Annotated in this window: 16 protein-coding genes and 1 tRNA gene; 2 read left to right on the top strand and 15 right to left on the bottom strand. The window is 69.2% G+C overall.

Translation table 11 applies throughout. The features are described 5' to 3' along the window. Positions 1–7: 7 nt before the first annotated feature. The 10 genes from argS to ABD785_RS07430 form a co-directional block, all read right to left on the bottom strand. Positions 8–1,756 (bottom strand): arginine--tRNA ligase, encoded by a 1,749-nt coding sequence (gene argS, locus ABD785_RS07475; protein ID WP_344823726.1) that lies wholly within the window; start codon positions 1,754–1,756, stop codon positions 8–10. A gap of 40 nt (positions 1,757–1,796) precedes the next feature. Beyond that, positions 1,797–4,136: an HAD-IC family P-type ATPase gene (locus tag ABD785_RS07470; protein WP_344823722.1), complete on the bottom strand. Its 2,340-nt coding sequence runs from the start codon at positions 4,134–4,136 to the stop codon at positions 1,797–1,799. A gap of 26 nt (positions 4,137–4,162) precedes the next feature. Then, positions 4,163–5,215: a phosphate acyltransferase PlsX gene (plsX, locus tag ABD785_RS07465; protein ID WP_344823720.1), complete on the bottom strand. Its 1,053-nt coding sequence runs from the start codon at positions 5,213–5,215 to the stop codon at positions 4,163–4,165. 27 nt (positions 5,216–5,242) lie between these two features. After that, positions 5,243–5,629 (bottom strand): hypothetical protein, encoded by a 387-nt coding sequence (locus ABD785_RS07460; RefSeq protein ID WP_344823717.1) that lies wholly within the window; start codon positions 5,627–5,629, stop codon positions 5,243–5,245. Positions 5,630–5,690: 61 nt separating this feature from the next. Further along, the gene (locus tag ABD785_RS07455) at positions 5,691–6,071 is read right to left on the bottom strand and encodes a hypothetical protein (protein WP_344823714.1); all 381 of its coding nucleotides are present in this window, start codon (positions 6,069–6,071) and stop codon (positions 5,691–5,693) included. Between the two features lie 3 nt (positions 6,072–6,074). Further along, positions 6,075–6,950, bottom strand: a complete 876-nt coding sequence (locus ABD785_RS07450; protein ID WP_344823711.1) for an alpha/beta fold hydrolase — start codon at positions 6,948–6,950, stop codon at positions 6,075–6,077. Then, positions 6,887–7,591 (bottom strand): DUF998 domain-containing protein, encoded by a 705-nt coding sequence (locus tag ABD785_RS07445; RefSeq protein ID WP_344823708.1) that lies wholly within the window; start codon positions 7,589–7,591, stop codon positions 6,887–6,889. The genes ABD785_RS07450 and ABD785_RS07445 overlap by 64 nt, the downstream gene beginning before the upstream one ends. Before the next feature lie 188 nt (positions 7,592–7,779). After that, entirely contained in the window at positions 7,780–8,283 is a 504-nt protein-coding gene (locus ABD785_RS07440) for a YbhB/YbcL family Raf kinase inhibitor-like protein (RefSeq protein ID WP_344823705.1), read from the bottom strand. Positions 8,284–8,329: 46 nt separating this feature from the next. Next, positions 8,330–9,097 (bottom strand): ABC transporter ATP-binding protein, encoded by a 768-nt coding sequence (locus tag ABD785_RS07435; RefSeq protein ID WP_425547744.1) that lies wholly within the window; start codon positions 9,095–9,097, stop codon positions 8,330–8,332. A gap of 34 nt (positions 9,098–9,131) precedes the next feature. Next, entirely contained in the window at positions 9,132–9,920 is a 789-nt protein-coding gene (locus tag ABD785_RS07430; RefSeq protein ID WP_344823699.1) for an ABC transporter permease, read from the bottom strand. Between the two features lie 304 nt (positions 9,921–10,224). Here ABD785_RS07430 and proS point away from each other — a divergent pair, with 304 nt between their 5' ends. Beyond that, positions 10,225–11,673, top strand: coding sequence for a proline--tRNA ligase (proS, locus tag ABD785_RS07425; RefSeq protein WP_344823696.1), 1,449 nt, complete (start codon positions 10,225–10,227; stop codon positions 11,671–11,673). Between the two features lie 63 nt (positions 11,674–11,736). On the opposite strand, the gene ABD785_RS07420 is transcribed toward proS, so the two are convergent. From ABD785_RS07420 to ABD785_RS07405, 4 genes are all read right to left on the bottom strand, one after another. After that, positions 11,737–13,392 carry an alpha/beta hydrolase gene (locus ABD785_RS07420; protein ID WP_344823693.1) on the bottom strand — a complete coding sequence of 552 codons (1,656 nt, stop codon included), beginning with the start codon at positions 13,390–13,392 and terminating at the stop codon, positions 11,737–11,739. Positions 13,393–13,596: 204 nt separating this feature from the next. After that, positions 13,597–15,264: an alpha/beta hydrolase gene (locus ABD785_RS07415; protein ID WP_344823690.1), complete on the bottom strand. Its 1,668-nt coding sequence runs from the start codon at positions 15,262–15,264 to the stop codon at positions 13,597–13,599. 109 nt (positions 15,265–15,373) lie between these two features. After that, positions 15,374–15,772 (bottom strand): SSI family serine proteinase inhibitor, encoded by a 399-nt coding sequence (locus ABD785_RS07410; RefSeq protein WP_344823688.1) that lies wholly within the window; start codon positions 15,770–15,772, stop codon positions 15,374–15,376. Between the two features lie 194 nt (positions 15,773–15,966). Next, on the bottom strand, positions 15,967–16,530 hold the full coding sequence (locus tag ABD785_RS07405) for a sigma-70 family RNA polymerase sigma factor (RefSeq protein WP_344823685.1): 564 nt from the start codon (positions 16,528–16,530) through the stop codon (positions 15,967–15,969). Positions 16,531–16,866: 336 nt separating this feature from the next. On the opposite strand from ABD785_RS07405, the gene ABD785_RS07400 reads away from it, so the two are divergent. Then, positions 16,867–17,682, top strand: coding sequence for a helix-turn-helix domain-containing protein (locus ABD785_RS07400; RefSeq protein WP_344823681.1), 816 nt, complete (start codon positions 16,867–16,869; stop codon positions 17,680–17,682). Positions 17,683–17,755: 73 nt separating this feature from the next. Here ABD785_RS07400 and ABD785_RS07395 read toward each other — a convergent pair. Further along, positions 17,756–17,831, bottom strand: a tRNA-Arg gene (locus ABD785_RS07395). Positions 17,832–18,036: the final 205 nt, after the last annotated feature.

The raw sequence follows: 18,036 nt of genomic DNA, 5'->3' as shown, positions 1-18,036 counted from the left end.
CAGCGGCCTACATGCGCTCGGGCACCGGGATCCCGAGGACGCCCAGCCCCGTGACCAGGGTCTGGAGCGTGACCCGCAGCAGCGCGAGCCTGCTGTCGCGGACCTCGACCGGAACCTCGGGCTTGGCGACCGGGCACTCGTCGTAGAAGGTCGTGAACGCCTGGGCGAGCTCGAAGAGGTAGGTGCACAGCTTGTGCGGATAGACCCCGTCGAGGACCTCGTCGATGACCGAGGGGAAGCGCAGCAGGTGCAGTGCCAGGGCCCGCTCGGCCGGCTCGGTGATCGTGATCGGCGAGGTGGCGTCCTCGACGGAGACCCCGGCCTTGCGGAAGATCGACCGGATCCGGGCCGTGGCGTACTGGAGGTAGGGGCCGGTGTTGCCCGAAAGGGCGAGCATCCGGTCGAAGTCGAAGACGTACTCGCTGTCGCGGGCGGTCGACAGGTCGGCGTACTTGACGCCGCCGATGCCCACGGCGTGCGCGATCTCCTTCTTCGTCTCCTCGTCGTAGCCCCGGTCCTCGACGATCTTCTCGGCGCGCTCGACGGCCTCTTCCAGCAGCGCCGCCAGCTTGATCGACTTACCGGACCTGGTCCGCAGGATCCGGCCGTCGTCGCCGAGGACGTTGCCGATCTTGGCGTGGAACGGCTCGGTCCTGCCCTTCCAGCCGGCCCGCTCGACGGTGTCCCAGGCCATGCTGAGGTGCAGGGCCTGCGGCGCGCCGATGACGTAGACGGCCCGGTCGGCGTGCAGGGTCTGGGCCCGGTACTTCAGGCACGCGACGTCGGTGGTTCCGTAGCCGTAGCCGCCGTCGCTCTTGCGGATGATCAGCGGCAGCGGCTCGCCCTCGCGGCCCACGTAGCCCTCGTTGAAGACGCAGAGCGCGCCGTCGTCGATGACCGCGATGCCGCGTTCCTCGAGCTCGTCGCAGATGCCGGGGAGCATGTCGTTGTACATGCTCTCGCCCGCGAGGTCGGAGTCGGTCAGCGAGACGTCGAGCATGGAGTAGATCTTGTTGAAGTAGACCTTCGACATGTCGACCAGCCGGTGCCAGGTCTCCAGCGTCGCCGGGTCCTTGGCCTGGAGCAGCACGACCCGCTTGCGGGCCCGGGTGGCGAAGTCGCCGTGCCCCTCGCCCTTCTCCGACGCCTCGAACTTGGCCCGCGCCGCCTGGTAGAAGGAGTTCGGGTCGTTGACGAGCAGCTGGCCCTCTTCGGTGTCCTCGCCCACCTCGAGCAGGTGCTCGATGAGCATGCCGAAGGGGGTGCCCCAGTCGCCGATGTGGTTCTGCCGGATGATCGTGTGGCCGCGGAACTCGCCGGTCCGCGCGAAGGCGTCGCCGACGATCGTGGTCCGCAGATGCCCGACGTGCATCTCCTTGGCCACGTTCGGCGAGGAGTAGTCGACCGGGATGATCTGCGGCCGGTCGGTGATCGGGACGCCCGCCCGGACGTCGCCGACCAGCGGGGTGACCTGGCTCGCGATCCACCCGTCCGCCAGCTTGATGTTGATGAAGCCCGGGCCGCTGACCTCCACCGAGGAGGCGACGCCGTCGACGTCGAGGCGGGCCACGATCTCGTTCGCGACGTCGCGCGGGGCCTGTCGCAGCTTCTTCGACAGCGGCAGTGCCACGTTGGCCTGCAGGTCGGCGAACTGGGACGGCCGGATCACCGGGTCGGTGCCCGCGTGATCATCACCGAAAGCGGCGGTGATCGCGGCCTGCACCCGGGCGGCGATGACGAGTTGTGGATCGGACATGCCCCCAGGTTATCGGCCGCACCGCCCCAGACTCGACCCGTTAACGTTTCTTGGGAATCCGGGCGAGGAGCTTTCCGTACCAGTTCCGCCTGAGCGCCAGCGACAGCAGGAACCCGAACGCGGCGGCGATGACCAGCGCCACGACGTCGTTGTGGAAGCTCGAGTGGTCGAGCGCGAAGAAGTGCCGCAGCCAGGGCACGGCCAGGATGACCAGGAACGCGGCGCCCATCGCGACGACCAGCCCGATCCGCCACCAGGTGTAGGGGCGGGCGATCAGCGCGAGCACCCACATGGCCAGGAAGAACAGGGTGAAGGTCGCGGTCGTCGAGTCCTGGGCGAACTCGGACGCCGGATCGTCGCGGGCCAGCATGTAGCCGAGGAAGGTCGCGGCCCCGCAGGCCAGGCCGGCCGGGACCGCGAACTGCAGCACGCGCGGCACGAAACCGGGCCGCGCCCGCTCCAGGTTCGGCGCCAGGGCCAGGAAGAACGCGGGGATGCCGATCGTCAGGGTGCTGATCAGCGTGAGATGGCGCGGCAGGAAGGGGAACCTGACCCCGATCAGCCCGACCAGGACGGCCAGCAGGATCGAGTAGACGGTCTTGGTGAGGAACAGGTTCGCGACCCGCTCGATGTTGCCGAGGACCCGCCGTCCCTCGGCCACGACGTGGGGGAGGGTCGCGAAGCTGTCGTCCAGCAGGACGATCTTGGCGACGGCGCGGGTGGCGCCGCTGCCCGACCCCATCGCCACGCCCAGGTCGGCGTCCTTGAGCGCGAGGACGTCGTTGACGCCGTCGCCGGTCATCGCGACGGTGTGGCCGCGCGACTGGAGCGCCTTGACCATGTCGCGCTTCTGCTGCGGGGTGACCCGGCCGAACACCGAGTGGGTGTCGACGGCCTCGGCGATGTTCGCCTCGGTGAGGTCGCGGGCGTCGTAGGGCCGATCGGCGCCGGGGATCGCGAGGCTCCGGGCGATCGCGCCGACGCTGGCGGGGTTGTCGCCGGAGATGACCTTGACCGCGACGCCCTGCTGCCCGAAGTACTCGATCGTGCCGTGCGCCTCGGGCCTGATCCGCTGCCTCAGCACGACCAGCGCGACGGCCTGGAGACGTTCCCCGCCGCCCTGGGCGAGCACGTCGAGCCTGCCGTCGGGCACCTTGACCAGGGCGAGGACCCGCAGGCCCGTGGCGCCGAGGCGCTCGGCCTCGGCCCGGTGGGGATCACCGGCGGCGAGCAGGACGTCGGCCGCGCCGAGGACCCAGTCGCCCTCCTTCTTGAACGAGGCGCCGCTCCACTTCCTGGCACTGGAGAACGGGACGACCTGGTCGACGATCCAGCCGGGATCGGCGCCCTCGCTCATGGACTCGGCGACGGCGTTCATGGTCGGGTTGGGGGAGGGGTCGGCGGCGACGAGGGCGCGCAGGGCGTCCCGGGCGGGCAGGTCGTCGCGCAGGACGGTGAACCGGTCGAGGTCCATGCCGGGCTCGGTGAGCGTGCCGGTCTTGTCGACGCACAGCACGTCGACCCGGGCCAGGCCCTCGATCGCGGGCAGCTCCTGGACCAGGCACTGCCGCTGCCCGAGCCGCACCACGCCGACGGCGAAGGCGATGCTGGTCATCAGGACCAGGCCCTCGGGGATCATCGTGACGACCCCGGCGACCGCGCTGACCACGGCCTGCCCGAAGTCGTTCTTGCTGACCACGAACTGGCTGACCACCAGCAGCAGCCCGACCGGGACCAGCAGCCAGGTCACGAGCTTGAGGAAGCGGTTGATGCCGGTCTGGAGCTCGGAGTCGGCCAGCTTGAACTGGCTGGCCTCCAGGACGAGCTTGGCCGCGTAGGCGTCGTGGCCGACCTTGGTGGCGGTGAAGGAGCCGCCGCCCGCGACGACGAAACTGCCCGACATGACGTCCTGCCCGGACGCCTTGTGCACCGGGTCGGCCTCGCCGGTCAGCAGGGACTCGTCGATCTCCAGCGAGCGGGAGTCCTCGACGACGCCGTCGACCACGATCCGGTCCCCGGTCTCCAGCATGATCAGGTCGCCGAGGACGAGGTCCTTCTGCTCCAGCAGGGTCTCGGCGCCGTCCCGGCTGACCTTGACGCGCTGCTCGCCGACCACGGCCAGCTTGTCCAGGGTGCGCTTGGCCCGCAGCTCCTGGATGATCCCGATCGCGGTGTTGGCGATGATGATGCCGCCGAACAGGGCGTCCTGCCAGGCTCCGAAGATCAGGACCAGCACGCACAGGGAGCCGATCAGGCCGTTGAACCGGGTGAAGACGTTCGCCCGGACGATCTCCTGGACGCTGCGGCTGCTGCGCCGGGGCACGTCGTTGGTCTGACCCGCCTCACGCCGCTCCGCCACCTGGGCAGTGCTGAGTCCCATCACAAGATCCCCCCGAATCAAGGTGATCATCCCCCGGCGGGTGGCCCCCCAACCGGGTCCGCGGGGTGCCTGCGGGAGAATCTCGACGGCTTCGTCGCCGCGTGGAGCTGGTCTTTCACCCGTTCGGTCAGCCCTCCGACGGACAGGTCGTAGCCCAGCTTGCAGGCCGCCGCGATGCCCCGGGCCCCGGCCGCCCCGTGCGCGATCACCACCGCGCCGTTCAGGCCGAGCAGGACGCCCCCGCCGTAGGTCTCACTGTCGAAACGGGCCGTCAGCGCCTGGAGTTCCTTGCGTTGCAGGGCGGCTCCGATCTTCGCCGTGCGGCTGCCCGTCAGCGCGGCGCGCAGCTCGTTCACGGCGACCCGGATGGTCCCCTCCATGGTCTTCAGGGCGATGTTGCCGGTGAAGCCGTCGGTGACGATGACGTCGACCCGGCCGCGCAGCAGGTCGTGGCCCTCGACGTTGCCCGCGAACTCGATCGGGGCGGCGGACAGGAGCTCCTGGGCCTTCTTGGACAGCTTGTTGCCCTTGCCCGCCTCGGCGCCGATGGTCAGCAGGCCGACGCGCGGGTGCGGGACGTCCAGGCGGATCTGGGCGAAGGCGGTGCCGAGCATCGCGAACTGGACGAGCATCTCGGGCTTGGCGTCGGCGGTGGCGCCGGCGTCGAGCAGGACCGTCGGCCGCGGCCTGGTGGGGAGCGTCACGGCGATCGCGGGCCGCATGATCCCCACGGCGGTCTTCAGCCGGACGGCCGAGGTCGCCACGACCCCGGCCGTCGATCCCGCCGAGACCAGCGCCCCGGCCTTCCCGTGCTTGATCAGTTCGCAGGCGATCGCGACGGTCGACCGCGGCTTGCGCCACGAGGCCAGCGCGCCCTCGTCCATGTCGAGGGACTCGTCGGTGTGCACGATCGGGATCTGCCCGGCCATGCCGTGCTCGGCGAGCAGCCCGCGGATGCGGCGGGCCGGGCCCACGAGGACGAGCGGCACGTCGTGCTCGCGGAAGGCGGCGACGGCTCCCGCGACGATCTCGCGGGGGGCGTTGTCGCCGCCCATGCAGTCCAGCGCGACAGGCAGCACGCTCTACTCCTCAAGGACGTGTCCAACTCAGTCCTTGCAGTCTGCACCCAGGCAGTGGGCGTTCTTCACGATGGGCTTCCCGCCGACCAGGATCGTGTAGTACTCGTCCTGGGACGCCGCCAGCGCCGCCCCGAACACCTGGACCCGCTTCCTGTCCGCGGTGGTGGCCTCGCAGTTGACCAGCATCTGCTTCTCGGTGGCCTGTTCCATCGTGTGGCAGGCCAGCGGCTGGGCCAGCTTGTGTCCTCGGGTGTCGAGCTCGGCCTGGGCCGTCTTCGGCACCGCGGCGAGCATCTCCGCCTGGGTCTCGTATCGCAGAGACTTGTTGAACACGAAGAGCATGGCCACCGCAACGACGAGGCCGGTCACGATCATGCCGCCGATGCCGGCGACCAGGAGCTTCTTGTTCGTCACGCCGGGTTACCTGACCCGTCGCGCGCCGCGCCACACCGGCGGGACGCCGGCTTTTGCAAGATCATTTATCTTTGCATCCGGTGGCGAGACAGTCCTTGTGCAGGACCTCCCGGCCGCCGACGGTGATCACGAAGTCCTGTTCGGGGTGCGTCGTGTCGGCTTCGGTGGCGGTGCCCTCGACCCTGATCGGCTGCCCGTCCGAGGTCGTCCCTGAGCACTCCACCCGGACATGGGCCAGGGTGTTCCCGGCGAGCGTCCGGCAGCCGATCCCGCCGCGGACCCGGTAGCCGAGCGCCTTCAGCTCGGCCGCGGAGCCGTTGCTCATCGCGATCTTGAGGGAGCCCTCGGAGACCCGCTCGGCCACCGCCTTCTCCTCCGCGCAGGCCGTGCAGGCCGTCAGCAGCAGGAGCGCGGCGAGCGCGGGGGCGAGGCGGCGGACCATGCGTCAGGACAGTACCCGCTGGACGGCCGCGGCCACGGACTCCGGCGCGTCGAGCATGACCATGTGCCGGGCCTTGCGCAGCACGGTCCGGCGGCCCAGCGGGCTCATCGCCGCGAGGTCCGCGTGCGCCCGCTCCCAGTGCTCCGGGTCGCCGACGCCGCCCAGGGCGGTGATCACCTCCAGTGGGACCGGCGGGAAGGGAGCGCGGCCGCGCAGGGCGTTGAGATCGGCGGCCATCTCCGGATAGGCCGTGTTCTCGGCGATCATGGTTCCGTAGACGGCGCCGTGCCCGAAGACGTCCTTGATCAGTTCTGGGGGCGTCGTGTGGTCCCCCCGGACGCTCATCAGGGCGAGCACCCGGCGGCGGCTCCACGGCCCGCACAGGCGCGCCAGCCCGGTGATCTCCAGCCCCGCCCCGACCGCCCCGGCCAGCGGGGCGAGGGCCGCCGTCAGATGGCGCCTGGCGCGGGCGCCGGGCTCACAGCTCGGATCGACCAGGACCACGCCCCTGACCAGCTCCGGATGGATCCGGGCGAGGGCCTCGGCGTGGAAGGCGGCCATCGAGTGGGCGACCAGCACGACCGGCTCGCCCAGCCACTCGGCGAGCGCCCGCAGCAGGTCCACCTCGCGGCGCAGGCTCGGGATCTCGGCCGACGCAGGGCTCTCGCCCAGCCCCGGACGGTCGAACACCAGCACCCGCGGCCCGGGCAGCAGCGCCCGCACCTGCTCCCAGTCGAACCACGCCCCGCCGAGCCCGCTGCTCACGAGCACCGGCGGCCCGTCACCCGACTCCACCGCGTGCACCCCGGCGACGATCACACCGCCGCCTCTTCCCGCCCGGCCGCCCGGCCCGCCCGGCGGGGGCGCGGCCGCTGCCACAGCGCCCAGGCGATCAGGAACAGCCCCAGGCACAGGATCGTGATCTGGATCCGCTGGACGAGCCCCAGCCACCGGCCCGCCCACATCAGCACCAGCGTCCCCGCCGCGGCGACGGCCTCGACCAGTGCCAGCGGCCAGCCCCACCGGGCCAGCGCGGGCCACCAGCCGTACCGCCGGGCCGCGATCGACAGGCACAGCAGCGCCGCGATCCCGCACGTGATCACCGCGGAGCTCGTCACGGAGTGGAAGCCGTGCGAGAACGAGACCTGCCCGGCCCGCTCCCGCAGCGCGCAGGCGGTGTCCATGCTCGGCGCGCAGTCCATCGAGAAGGTGGCGTCGCCGATGGCCCAGAACCCGAACAGCAGCAGGAAGATCCACCCGGCCACCGCCCAGGGGAGCCGCCGCAGCATCACCAGCGCGTAGATCGACACCCCGATCATGATCACTCCGGTGACCAGATCACCGCCCGCGAAGACCCAGTGCAGCGGCTGGTCGCTCGCCGAGAGCTCGCTCACATAGCCGTCGATCACGTCGAGTCCCGGCCGGAGCAGGAACCCCAGCACCCAGGACGAATAGGTCACGGCCGCGACCGCGGCCAGCCAAGCGACCACTCGGGGCACCCGGCCCGGCCCGTCCTCCATGCCCCGATTCTAGGTCCCGCGGCCTCGCAGCCCAGGTGATCGGCCGGGCCGATAGTGGATTGATAGTGGGGGCGGGCATCGTTAGGTGACCTGATTTCGTCACCTTGCAGCCGGGTCGAAGTGGGTGGCACGAGGACGGGCTTCCGGGCGGACCGCACCGGCGGGGCCCGTCCTCGTGCGTTCCGGCGTCAGGAGCCGTAGGACGCGACGATGTAGGCGCGGCCGATGGTGTGGGCGACGATGTTGAAGCCGATCTGGCCGGTCGTGGCGTCCGCGGGGACCCCGAGCTCGGCGACGTCCAGGGCGTGGACGGCGAAGATGTAGCGGTGGGTCTCGCCGGCGGGCGGACCGGCGCCGCCGAAGGCGTTCTGGCCGTAGTCGTTGCGGCCGGTCGTGCCGATCTCGGGCGCTCCCCGCTCGACGGAGGTGACCCCCGCGGGGATGTCCCAGGTGAGCCAGTGCCAGAATCCCGAGCCGGTGGGCGCGTCGGGGTCGTAGACCGTGATCGCGAAGCTCCGGGTGCCCTCGGGGAAGCCGGACCAGGCGAGCTGCGGGGAGATGTTGCCGCCGCTGTGGCCCCAGTCGTCGAAGACCTGGTCCTGCGACAGGGTCCCGCCGTCCTGGACGTCGGTGCTGGTCAGATCGAACGCCGGAACGGGCTTCAGGAACTCGTACGGAATCGGGGCTGGCATGAGAAAGGGCCTCCATCACGATCGGATGGAGGCCACTTTAGAAGGCTTACTTGCCCGTCGCCTCGGTGTAGGCGGAGATCACTTCATGGGGATCGCCGTCCATGATGATCTTGCCGTCGTCCAGCCAGAGGACCCGGTTGCAGGTCTCCTCGACGACGTCGAGCTGGTGGGCGACCAGGAAGACCGCGCCGGCGTCCTTGCGGAGCTGCTCGATCTTGGCCTTGCTGCGCCGCTTGAACTTGGCGTCACCGGTGGCGAGCGCCTCGTCGATCAGCAGGACGTCGTGGGTGCGGGCGGCCGCGATCGCGAACCGCAGGCGCGCGCCCATGCCGGAGGAGTAGGTGTTCATCGGATACTGGATGAAGCCCGGCTTCAGCCCCGCGAAGTCCACGATCTCCTGGTACTTGCCCTTGGTCTCCTCCGGAGACAGGCCCATGGCCAGGCAGCCGAGGATGATGTTGCGCTCGCCCGTGAGGTCCTTCATGAGCGCCGCCCCGACGCCCAGCAGCGACGGCTGGCCGTCGGTGTAGACCCCGCCGGTGTGCGGCGGCAGCAGTCCCGCGATGGCCTTCAGCAGCGTCGACTTGCCCGAGCCGTTGGTGCCGATGATCCCGATCGCGTCGCCCTTGTAGGCCACGAACGAGACGCCCTTGACCGCGTGCACCTCGGTCGTCTGCGGCCGGTTCTGGCGCTTGAGGACGCGGAGCAGGGCACTGGCGCCTGAACCGCGCTCGCCGCCCGCTCCGTACACCTTGTAGACGATGTGCAGATCGTCGACGACCACGATGGGATTGCGCGACTGATCGATCTGCACGGGTGTGTCCACAGGACGGGGACGCTGCTTGGTCTCAGCCACGCCCATACCTCTCTTCAGCCCGGTAGAACCAGTAGAAACCACCGACCAGCATGACAACGGCCCAGACGACCGCGTAGATCCACAATAGCCCCGGCTGGTCCATGGAGACCTGGGGATCGGTCTGGCTCACGTATTTGGGGATCAGGGCCTGACGGGCGAGCTCGACGTAGACGTAGCCGGGGTTCGCCTCCATCAGGTTCTTGATCCAGGGGTTCTCCTGGACGACCGCGGTCTTCTCCGTCACGCTCGCCAGCGAGAAGATCACGCCGGAGGTGTAGAGCCAGGTCCGCAGGACGAAGGGGATCAGCTGGGTGATGTCGCGGGTGAACGCGCCGATCCGCGCGACGATCATGCTCAGGCCCACGTTGAACAGGAGCTGGAGCAGGACGATCGGGATGATCAGGAGCCAGCTGAGCGTGGGGAGCACCCCGTAGCCGAGCACGATCACGATCAGGACGCCCATGGCGACCAGGAGCTGCTGGAGCTCCACGACCGTGTAGGCGAGCGGCAGCGTGGCCCGCGGGAAGTGCAGAGCCCGGATCAGGGACAGGTTGGTCCCGATCGACTTGGCTCCGGCCGTCACGGACCGCTGCGTGAAGGAGAACAGGAAGACCCCGGTGACCAGCCACGGCACGTAGTCGGGGATGTTCTTCTTCGTGCCGAGCAGCACACCGAAGATCAGGAAGTAGACGAGCGCGTTGAGCAGGGGGGTGAGGACCTGCCACAACTGACCCAGTTTGGACGAGGTGTACATCGACATGCTCTTGGATGAGGCGAACATCCAGATGAAATGCCGACGATTCCATACGTCGCTGACGTACTGGCGTAGGTTGGGACGCGCAGCACTCTGGGTAAGGCCGTTTCTGGCGGCGAAAGCGGCCAGCGACTCGCTGGACGCCCCGGCCGATGCGGGGGGCGCGGCGAGACCGCCGGCGAGGCCGCCACTCGGCCGTTCCGGGTGACTCATGGCGCTGAGCTTATTGCCTCTAGGGGCACGCATGGGACTTTCGGCGACATGAGATCTTCTTCGGGCGTCGCGGAAACTCCCGGCGGGCTGTGGAGCGGTTGGCGGTAACCTCGCCTTTGTGAGTCGTGAAGGTGTAACCCCGCAGAGCGAAGATTTCTCGGCCTGGTACAACGAGGTCGTCATCCAGGCGCAGCTCGTGGACCGTGGCCCGGTCCGCGGGACCATGGTGATCCGGCCTTACGGATACCGCGTCTGGGAGCTGATCCAGAGCGACCTGGACGGCCGTATCAAGGCGTCCGGGCACGAGAACGCCTGTTTCCCGATGTTCATCCCGGAGAGCTATCTCAAGCGCGAGGCCGAGCACGTCGAGGGGTTCTCCCCCGAGCTGGCCGTCGTGACGCACGCCGGGGGCAAGGAGCTCGAGGAGCCGCTGGTCGTGCGGCCGACCTCCGAGACCGTCATCGGCGAGTACATGGCCAAGTGGATCGACTCCCACCGCGATCTCCCGCTGCTGCTGAACCAGTGGGCGAACGTCGTCCGGTGGGAGATGCGGCCGCGCATGTTCCTGCGCACCACCGAGTTCCTCTGGCAGGAGGGCCACACCGCCCACGCCGACGAGGACGACGCGATGAAGGAGACCCTCTGGGCGCTCGGCGCCTATGAGGAGCTCGCCCGCGACCTCGCCGCCATGCCGGTCGTCAAGGGCGAGAAGACGCCAGGGGAACGGTTCGCGGGCGCGGTCCGCACCTACACGATCGAGGGCATGATGCGGGACGGCCGGGCCCTCCAGGCCGGTACCTCGCACTACCTGGGCACCAACTTCGCCAAGGCCTTCGAGATCGACTACCAGGACGCCGACGGCGAACTGCGCCTCGCGCACACCACCTCCTGGGGCATGTCGACCCGCATGATCGGCGGCGTCATCATGACCCACGGCGACGACAAGGGCCTGGTCTTCCCGCCCCGCCTCGCGCCCTACCAGGTCGTCATCGTGCCGCTGGGCCGCAAGGAGCAGGCCGAGACCACCGCGGCCAAGGCCCACGAGATCGCCGCCGAGCTGCGCGCCGCGGGCGTCCGGGTCTTCGTCGACGACAAGCGCCCGCAGCTGTCGCCGGGCTTCAAGTTCAACGACTGGGAGATGCGGGGCGTCCCGGTCCGGCTGGAGCTGGGCCTGCGCGACATCGACAACGGCGTCGTCACCCTCGCCCGCCGGCTCGCCACGCAGGAGGGCCAGGGCAAGGAGCTGATCCCGCTCGGCGAGGTCGCCTCGGCGATCCCGGCGATCCTCGAGGACTTCCAGGCGTTCCTGCTCAAGCGCGCCGAGGACTTCCGCGACTCCCGCACGGTCTCCGTCGACGGCTGGGACGCCTTCGCCGCCCAGGTCGCCCAGGGCTGGGCCGTCGCCCTGCACTGCGGCCGCACCGCCTGCGAGGACGACATCAAGGCCGAGACCGCGGCGACCCCGCGCTGCATCCCGGACGCGGGCGAGCCCGACGAGGGCACCTGCGTCCGCTGCGACCAGCCCTCCGCCTACGGCAAGCGCGTGATCTTCAGCAAGTCCTACTAGTTCCGGCTAGTTCCGGCACGACGAGGAGGCCCGGCCGTGACGGCCGGGCCTCCTCGCGTTCCGTCAGCGGGTGATCGGGTGCTCGCGGGTGAGCCCGGCGATCGCCTGGAGGGGGTTGGCCGGGGTGTTCCTGGCGCGGAAGAAGACGTCGGAGCCGCCGGCCCCGGGGAGCGGGAGCCCCTTGCAGGTGAGGTCCTTCTTCGGGAACCTGCCGTCGATCAGGTAGGCCTCGACGATCCGGTCCACGCAGGCGTTGCCGCTGAAGTAGACGCCGTGGTCGCCCTCGCCCTTCACGGTCAGCAGCCGCGAGTTCCTGAGCACCCGGTGGGCCTTCAGGGCTCCCTCGTAGGGCGTGGCGGGATCATGGACCGACTGGACCATCAGCATGCCCGGCAGGTTCCGTCCCGGACGCTTGAGGGCCAGGCCGGGCCGCCGCTTCCAGTACTGGCACGGGTCGATGATCGTGCTCCAGCCGATCAGCGGGTACTTCTTCCCGAGCTTCGCGCTGCGGGCGGCGAGCTGCTTCGGCGTGCCCCGGTGGGCGGTGTCGTTGCAGGTGATCGCATAGAAGGTGGCGTCCTCGGAGTCGCGCGGCGGCTCCTCGTCCTCGGGTGCGGCGGTGTGCAGCGGCGTGCTGATCGTCCTGAGGCTCCTGACGAGCTCGTTGAGCGTGCCCGCGGCGGCGGCGCGGCCGTTCGGCTCGAGCCCGGTGTAGCGGCGCATGAGGGCCAGCAGCGTCCCGGTCGTGGGGAAGGCGTCCTTGACGTACATGGCGCCGGCGATGAGGCCGTCGACGTCGGCGGGGCGCAGTTCGGAGCCGTAGAGGGGGAGGGGCTCGCGGGCGACGTCCCTGCGGATGCCCTCGTAGACCGCGATGACCTGCTTCGCCGTCCGGCCGATCTTGTAACTCTTGTGGTTCCTGGCGGCCCACGGGGCGAAGTCCTCGCGGAACCGGCGCTCGAAGCCCTTCGGCTGGAGGTTGAAGGCCTCCTGCCAGCCGCCGGTGAACTGGACGTTGGAGTCCAGCACGAACCGGCCGGTGCGCCGGGGGAACTGGGCGGCGTAGTGGGCGCCGAGCCAGCTGCCGCCGGAGTAGCCCACCCAGTTGATCTTCTCCTGGCCGATCAGGGACCGCAGCAGGTCGAGGTCGCGGACGGTCTGAGCCGTCGTGACGTACCGCTGTGCGGGCCTGGCCTGGCAGTCCTTCGCGATCGCCTTCGACAGCCTCAGCAGCCGCGCGACGTTCTTCGGCCGGCGGTCGCGGGAGTCGGGCGTGTCACCGTGACCCTTCTCGCCGCAGGTGAGCTGGAAGACGCCGCGGACGTCGATGCCGTAGAGGTCCATCTCCTCGGCGAGCCGGGACTTCTTGGCCAGCCCCCACAGCATCGGCATGATCGTGCCGGACGCCCCGGGCCCGCCGGGGTTGGTGAAGACCGCGCCCCTGGCCTTCCCGTTCCTGGCGGGCAGGCGGGTGGCGATCATGTCGAGCGTCCTGCCGTCGCCGGGGTGCGCCCAGTCCCGCGGGACCTTGTAGACCCCGCACTCCAGCCGCCCGTACTCGCCCAGGTCCTCGTCGGGACCGGCGGCGGGGTCGGGCTGGAAGCACTTCACCCACGGGATGTGCTGAACGGAGAGGGGGGCCGGGGCGGCCTGTGCCGCGACGGGCGACAGCGCGCCCAGCGCCACGACCACGACGCCGGCAAGGGCGATTCGACGCAAAGGGGACCTTCCAGGGGAGGAGACGAGCAGAGGGTCCCGGCCATCCCGGCCGGAACCCTCGGTAACGAGTAAAAGGAGGCTAAGCCATCCTTCGCCCCGAACAGTTAAGAAATCATGCGAATTGACGCCCTCTGACCAGCGGATACATGCGAAAGACCCCGGCCGGTACGGCCGGGGTCCTCCGGTGGAACGCTGGTGATCGGTTTACTGCTCGAGCAGGTCGCCGTAACCCTTGTTGCGGATGAGGATGTTGGTCACGGGGGCCTGGAGGCGGCCGGCGAGGTCGGGGGCCGGGATCGGCTGGCCCTGGCAGGTGCCGTCCTTGCCCGGGTAGACGCCGTCGACCAGGTAGGCCTCGACGATGTTGTCGACACAGCCGTTGCCGCTGGCGTAGATGCCGTGGTCGCCTTCGTTGACCACGGTGATCAGGCGCGAGTTCTTGTACTTCTTGTGCGCGTTGACCGCACCGGAGTACGCGGTGGCCGGGTCGTGGGTCGACTGGATCATCAGGAGCTTCGGCCCGCTCTTCATCTTCTTCAGGTTGACGCCGGAGGGGCGCTTCCAGAAGGCGCAGGGGTCGAAGATCTTGCCGTAGCCGACCAGCGGGTACTTCTTGCCGTTCTTCGCCGTGTACGAGGCGAGCTGACCGGCCTTGACGTACTTGGTGTCGTTGCAGGTGACGTCGTAGAACGTCGCGTTCGAACCGGCCTCGGGGTCGGCGAGCGGATTGGCGACGTTGTGCACCGCGAGCGTCGTCTGCTGGCGGATCGGGAAGCCGGCGTTCTTGGCCGCCTGCGACAGCGTGAACAGGATGCTCGCGATGTCGATGAACTGGCCCTTGACGTACAGGCTGGAGGAGATGATGTTGTCCAGCGTGCTGGCGTACACCTTCAGCTTGCTGCCGTCGTCGAAGACGAGCGTCGCGTAGCCGCCCTTGGCCTTGGTGATGGCCTTGCGGACGCGCTCGTACCGCGTGTAGACGGCCTTCTTCGACGCGCCGAGCTTGAAGATCCCGTTGTACTTGGCGGCCCAGCCGCCGAAGTCGTTGTAGAACCGGGTCTGGAACGCCTTCGGCTGGGCGGCGAAGATCCGCTGCCAGGTGCTGGTGAAGTCGGTGTTGGAGTCCAGGACGAACCGGCCCGTGTGCTTCGGCCAGTAGCGGGCGTAGTAGGCGCCCATCCAGGATCCGCCGGAGTAGCCGACCCAGTTGATCCTGTTGACGCCCGCGCCCTTGGAGTCCTTCAGGTTGATCCGCAGCCACTCGAGGTCGTAGACCGTCTGGGGGGTGTTGACCAGGCGGGCCGGGATCTTCTTGGCGGAGCCCTTGTTGTTGCAGGCGGCCGCGACGCGCTTGGCGGCGGCGAGGAGCTTCTTGGTGTTGGCCTTCGACCGGTTGCGCGGGTCGAGGTTGTTGCCCCAGTTCGTGCTCTTGCACGCGGCCTGGGTGCTGTAACCGGTGCCGCGGACGTCGATGCCGATGACGTCCATGTTGTCGAGCAGCTTGTTGCGGCCGGCGTCGAGGAAGGCCAGGGGGAGGGACCAGCCGGGACCGCCGGGGCCGCCCGGGTTGGTGAACACGACACCCTTGGGGTTGCCGGACCGGGCCTTCAGGCGAGTGATCTGCAGCGAGATCTTCTTGCCGTTCTTCTTGTGCCAGTCCAGCGGTGTGTACAGCTTGGCGCACTCGAGCGCCTTGTACTCCTGGGGGGTATTAGCCGGGAGTGGACACGGCTTCCAGTTCAGGGTCTGACGCGGAATCCGGAAGTCCGGATTTGGCGTGGGCGACGGAGCGGCGGACGCGGACGAGAGCGCGGTGGCCAGCATGAGCAAACCCGTCGCCGAGCCCGCCACCACGAGGGCGGAACGGCGCATGCAATCCTCCTCGGGCGCAGGAAGAGGGCAGCCGGGCCTTGGCCGGCGCCCTCCCCTGCGAGATCTTGAAGAGGACCTTACCGGTAAAACGGGCATAAGAGGTTAGCCTCTAGAAATCAAACAGTGCGCCCGTAGCGGCACTCATTTCACAGGCGTTGCCATAGGTGCGCTGGAAACTGATCTCCGTGCCGCGCCATGTTCCCTCGGCCTCGACCGTCAGGGGGGCGTACTCCTCGGTGCAGATCACCTCGCCCGGATCCCGCTCGATCCGCCCCCCTGACGCCTCGAGCTGGGCGCAGGCCTCCTCCGCACGAGGGTGGTGGCCGTTCGGCGGATCGCAGTCGAGGATCAGCGCCCGATAGGAGGAGATGACGCCGCCGCCCGCCAAGGTGATCGGCCCCGTCGTCACCGAGAGCCGCAGAACCGACGGCCCCCCGGCGGCCGCCGGGACGAACGGCATCAGGGACAGGATCGCGCCGCCCAGCAGCGCTCCGGCGAGATGGGGCATGAGGGATCTCCTTAGGCGAACGGAAATCACTCAGGGTAGTTATCGATGTTCAACAGGTCAGGGCCGAGTGCGTGTCCATCCCTCTCCGTGAGGAAAACGAGAAGGTCCCGGGGAGTGGAAGGCCGGGGAAGACGGAAAGACCCGCCTTTGCGGGCGGGTCCTTCTCGTCGGCCGCCGGAACGGCGTTTCCGGGATCAGGCGGCGCGGGCGGCCGGGATGCTCGTCTCGGCGAGCGCCTCGCGGAGCTGTTTGCGGCCGCGGTGCAGCCGGGACATGACCGTTCCGATGGGGGTCCCCATCATCTCGGCGATCTCCTTGTAGGCGTAGCCCTCGACGTCGGCCAGATAGACGGCGTTGCGGAAGTCGGGCGGCAGGGAGCGGAGCGCCGCCACCACCTCGGAGTCGGGAATGTGGTCGAGCGCCTCGTGCTCGGCGCTGCGCAGGCCCGCGATGGCGGACTCGGTCTGGGCGAGCTGCCAGGATTCCAGTTCGTCCGAACCGGTACGCTGCGGCTCCCTCTGCTTCTTGCGGTAGGAGTTGATGAAGTTGTTGGTGAGAATCCGGTGCAGCCAGGCTTTCAGGTTCGTGCCCTCCTGGAACTGGTGGAAGTTCACGTAGGCCTTGGTGAGGGTCTCCTGGACGAGGTCCTCGGCGTCGGCACTGTTGCGGGTCATCCGCACCGCGCTCGCGTAAAGCGGATCGGCCAGCGGTAGAACGTCGCGCTCATAACGCTCGGTCTTGGATTCCATCGTCTTCATCGGCACCCCTCCCCCCGCGCGGACGTGAGTCAGAATCAGGACATCACGGCCTCGGAATGTCACTCGCAAATCCCCAGTAAAGCCCTTTAAAATACGACTTAACCGGGCAAATCGCCCCGCAGTACTCTCATGGTGAGAACGAACGAATGCGCTGGGTGAGTTCCGTGGACCGTGTCACACCGGCTACCCTGGATCCAGGGCCGTGCAGATGCACGTGCAATCAGACTGACAGTCAGTCGTGTTGACAACCCACCCCACCCCGCTGAATCCGACGTCCTCGTCGGCCACCCGTGAGGCATCCCCGCCATGACGCCGTCCGGCTCCACGACCCGTCGCATGCAGCTCGGGGCCCAGCTCCGCGCCCTGCGCGAGCTTCGAGGCCTGACCCGTGCTGAGGCCGGCTACGCCATCCGCGCCTCCGAGAGCAAGATCAGCAGGCTGGAACTGGGGCGGGTCGGGTTCAAGGAACGCGACGTCGCGGATCTCCTCACCCTCTACAAGATCATCGATCCGGCGGTCCGGCTGCCGCTGATGGAGCTGGCCGCGCTGGCGAACGCGCCGGGCTGGTGGCAGCCGTACCAGGAGCTGCTGATCGCCTGGCAGGCCACCTATCTGGGGCTGGAGGAGTCGGCGTCGCTGGTCCGTACCTATGACGCCCAGTTCGTCCCGGCGCTGCTGCAGACCCCGGACTACGCCGCGGCGCTGGCGGCCGCCGCCCATCCCGAGGCGTCCCAGGAAGAGCTGGAGGCCCGGGCGGCCCTCGTGGCGGCCCGGCAGAGGGCGTTCTTCCGGACAGGCGGCTCGCGGCTGTGGACCGTCATCGACGAGGCGGTCCTGCACCGGCGGGTGGGGCGGGACGGCGTTCAGCGGGCCCAGCTGGAGCATCTGCTGGCCCACTCCTCGATCACGCTCCAGATCCTTCCGTTCGGCTGCGGGGCGCATCCGGCGCAGGCGGGCTCGTTCACCCTGCTCCGCTTCCCCGACAAGGACCTGAAGGACATCGCGTGCGTCTCCTCGCAGACGGCCGCGACCCAGTACGACAAGCCGGACGAGGTCGACGCCTACCAGGAGGCGATGACGCATCTCACGGTCGCGGCGCTCACCCCGGACGCCTCGAAGACGCGGCTGACCGAGCTGGCGGCCACCTTCTGATCCGGCTCCGGCCGCGGACGGGTACATGCGAGAACCCCGCCAGGCCGGTGGTGTCCGGCATGGCGGGGTTCGATGGCGACCCTGGCAGGATTCGAACCTGCGACCTGCGGTTTAGGAAACCGACGCTCTATCCCCTGAGCTACAGGGCCAACGCCCGTCAAGCTTAGCGGAACTCGGACGCTCCTCGCTCGGTGCCCGTCCGGCCCCGGTTCGCCGTTCACCGGGCGTGTCCGCGGGCGTGTCCGAGGCGTGGGCCGGGGTGTGGGCGGGGTTCAGTGAAGGTCTTGGTTGGTTGAAGGCGCACGGGTCATCGAGGCGGGTGTAGTAGCGTTCCGAGCGCTGTCCCTGGCCCCT

The organism is Actinocorallia longicatena (assembly GCF_039534125.1).
GTDB classification, from domain to species: Bacteria; Actinomycetota; Actinomycetes; order Streptosporangiales; family Streptosporangiaceae; genus Actinocorallia; species Actinocorallia longicatena.
Note: the sequence above shows the minus strand (reverse complement) of the source record. Positions and strands in the feature narration are given on the sequence as shown.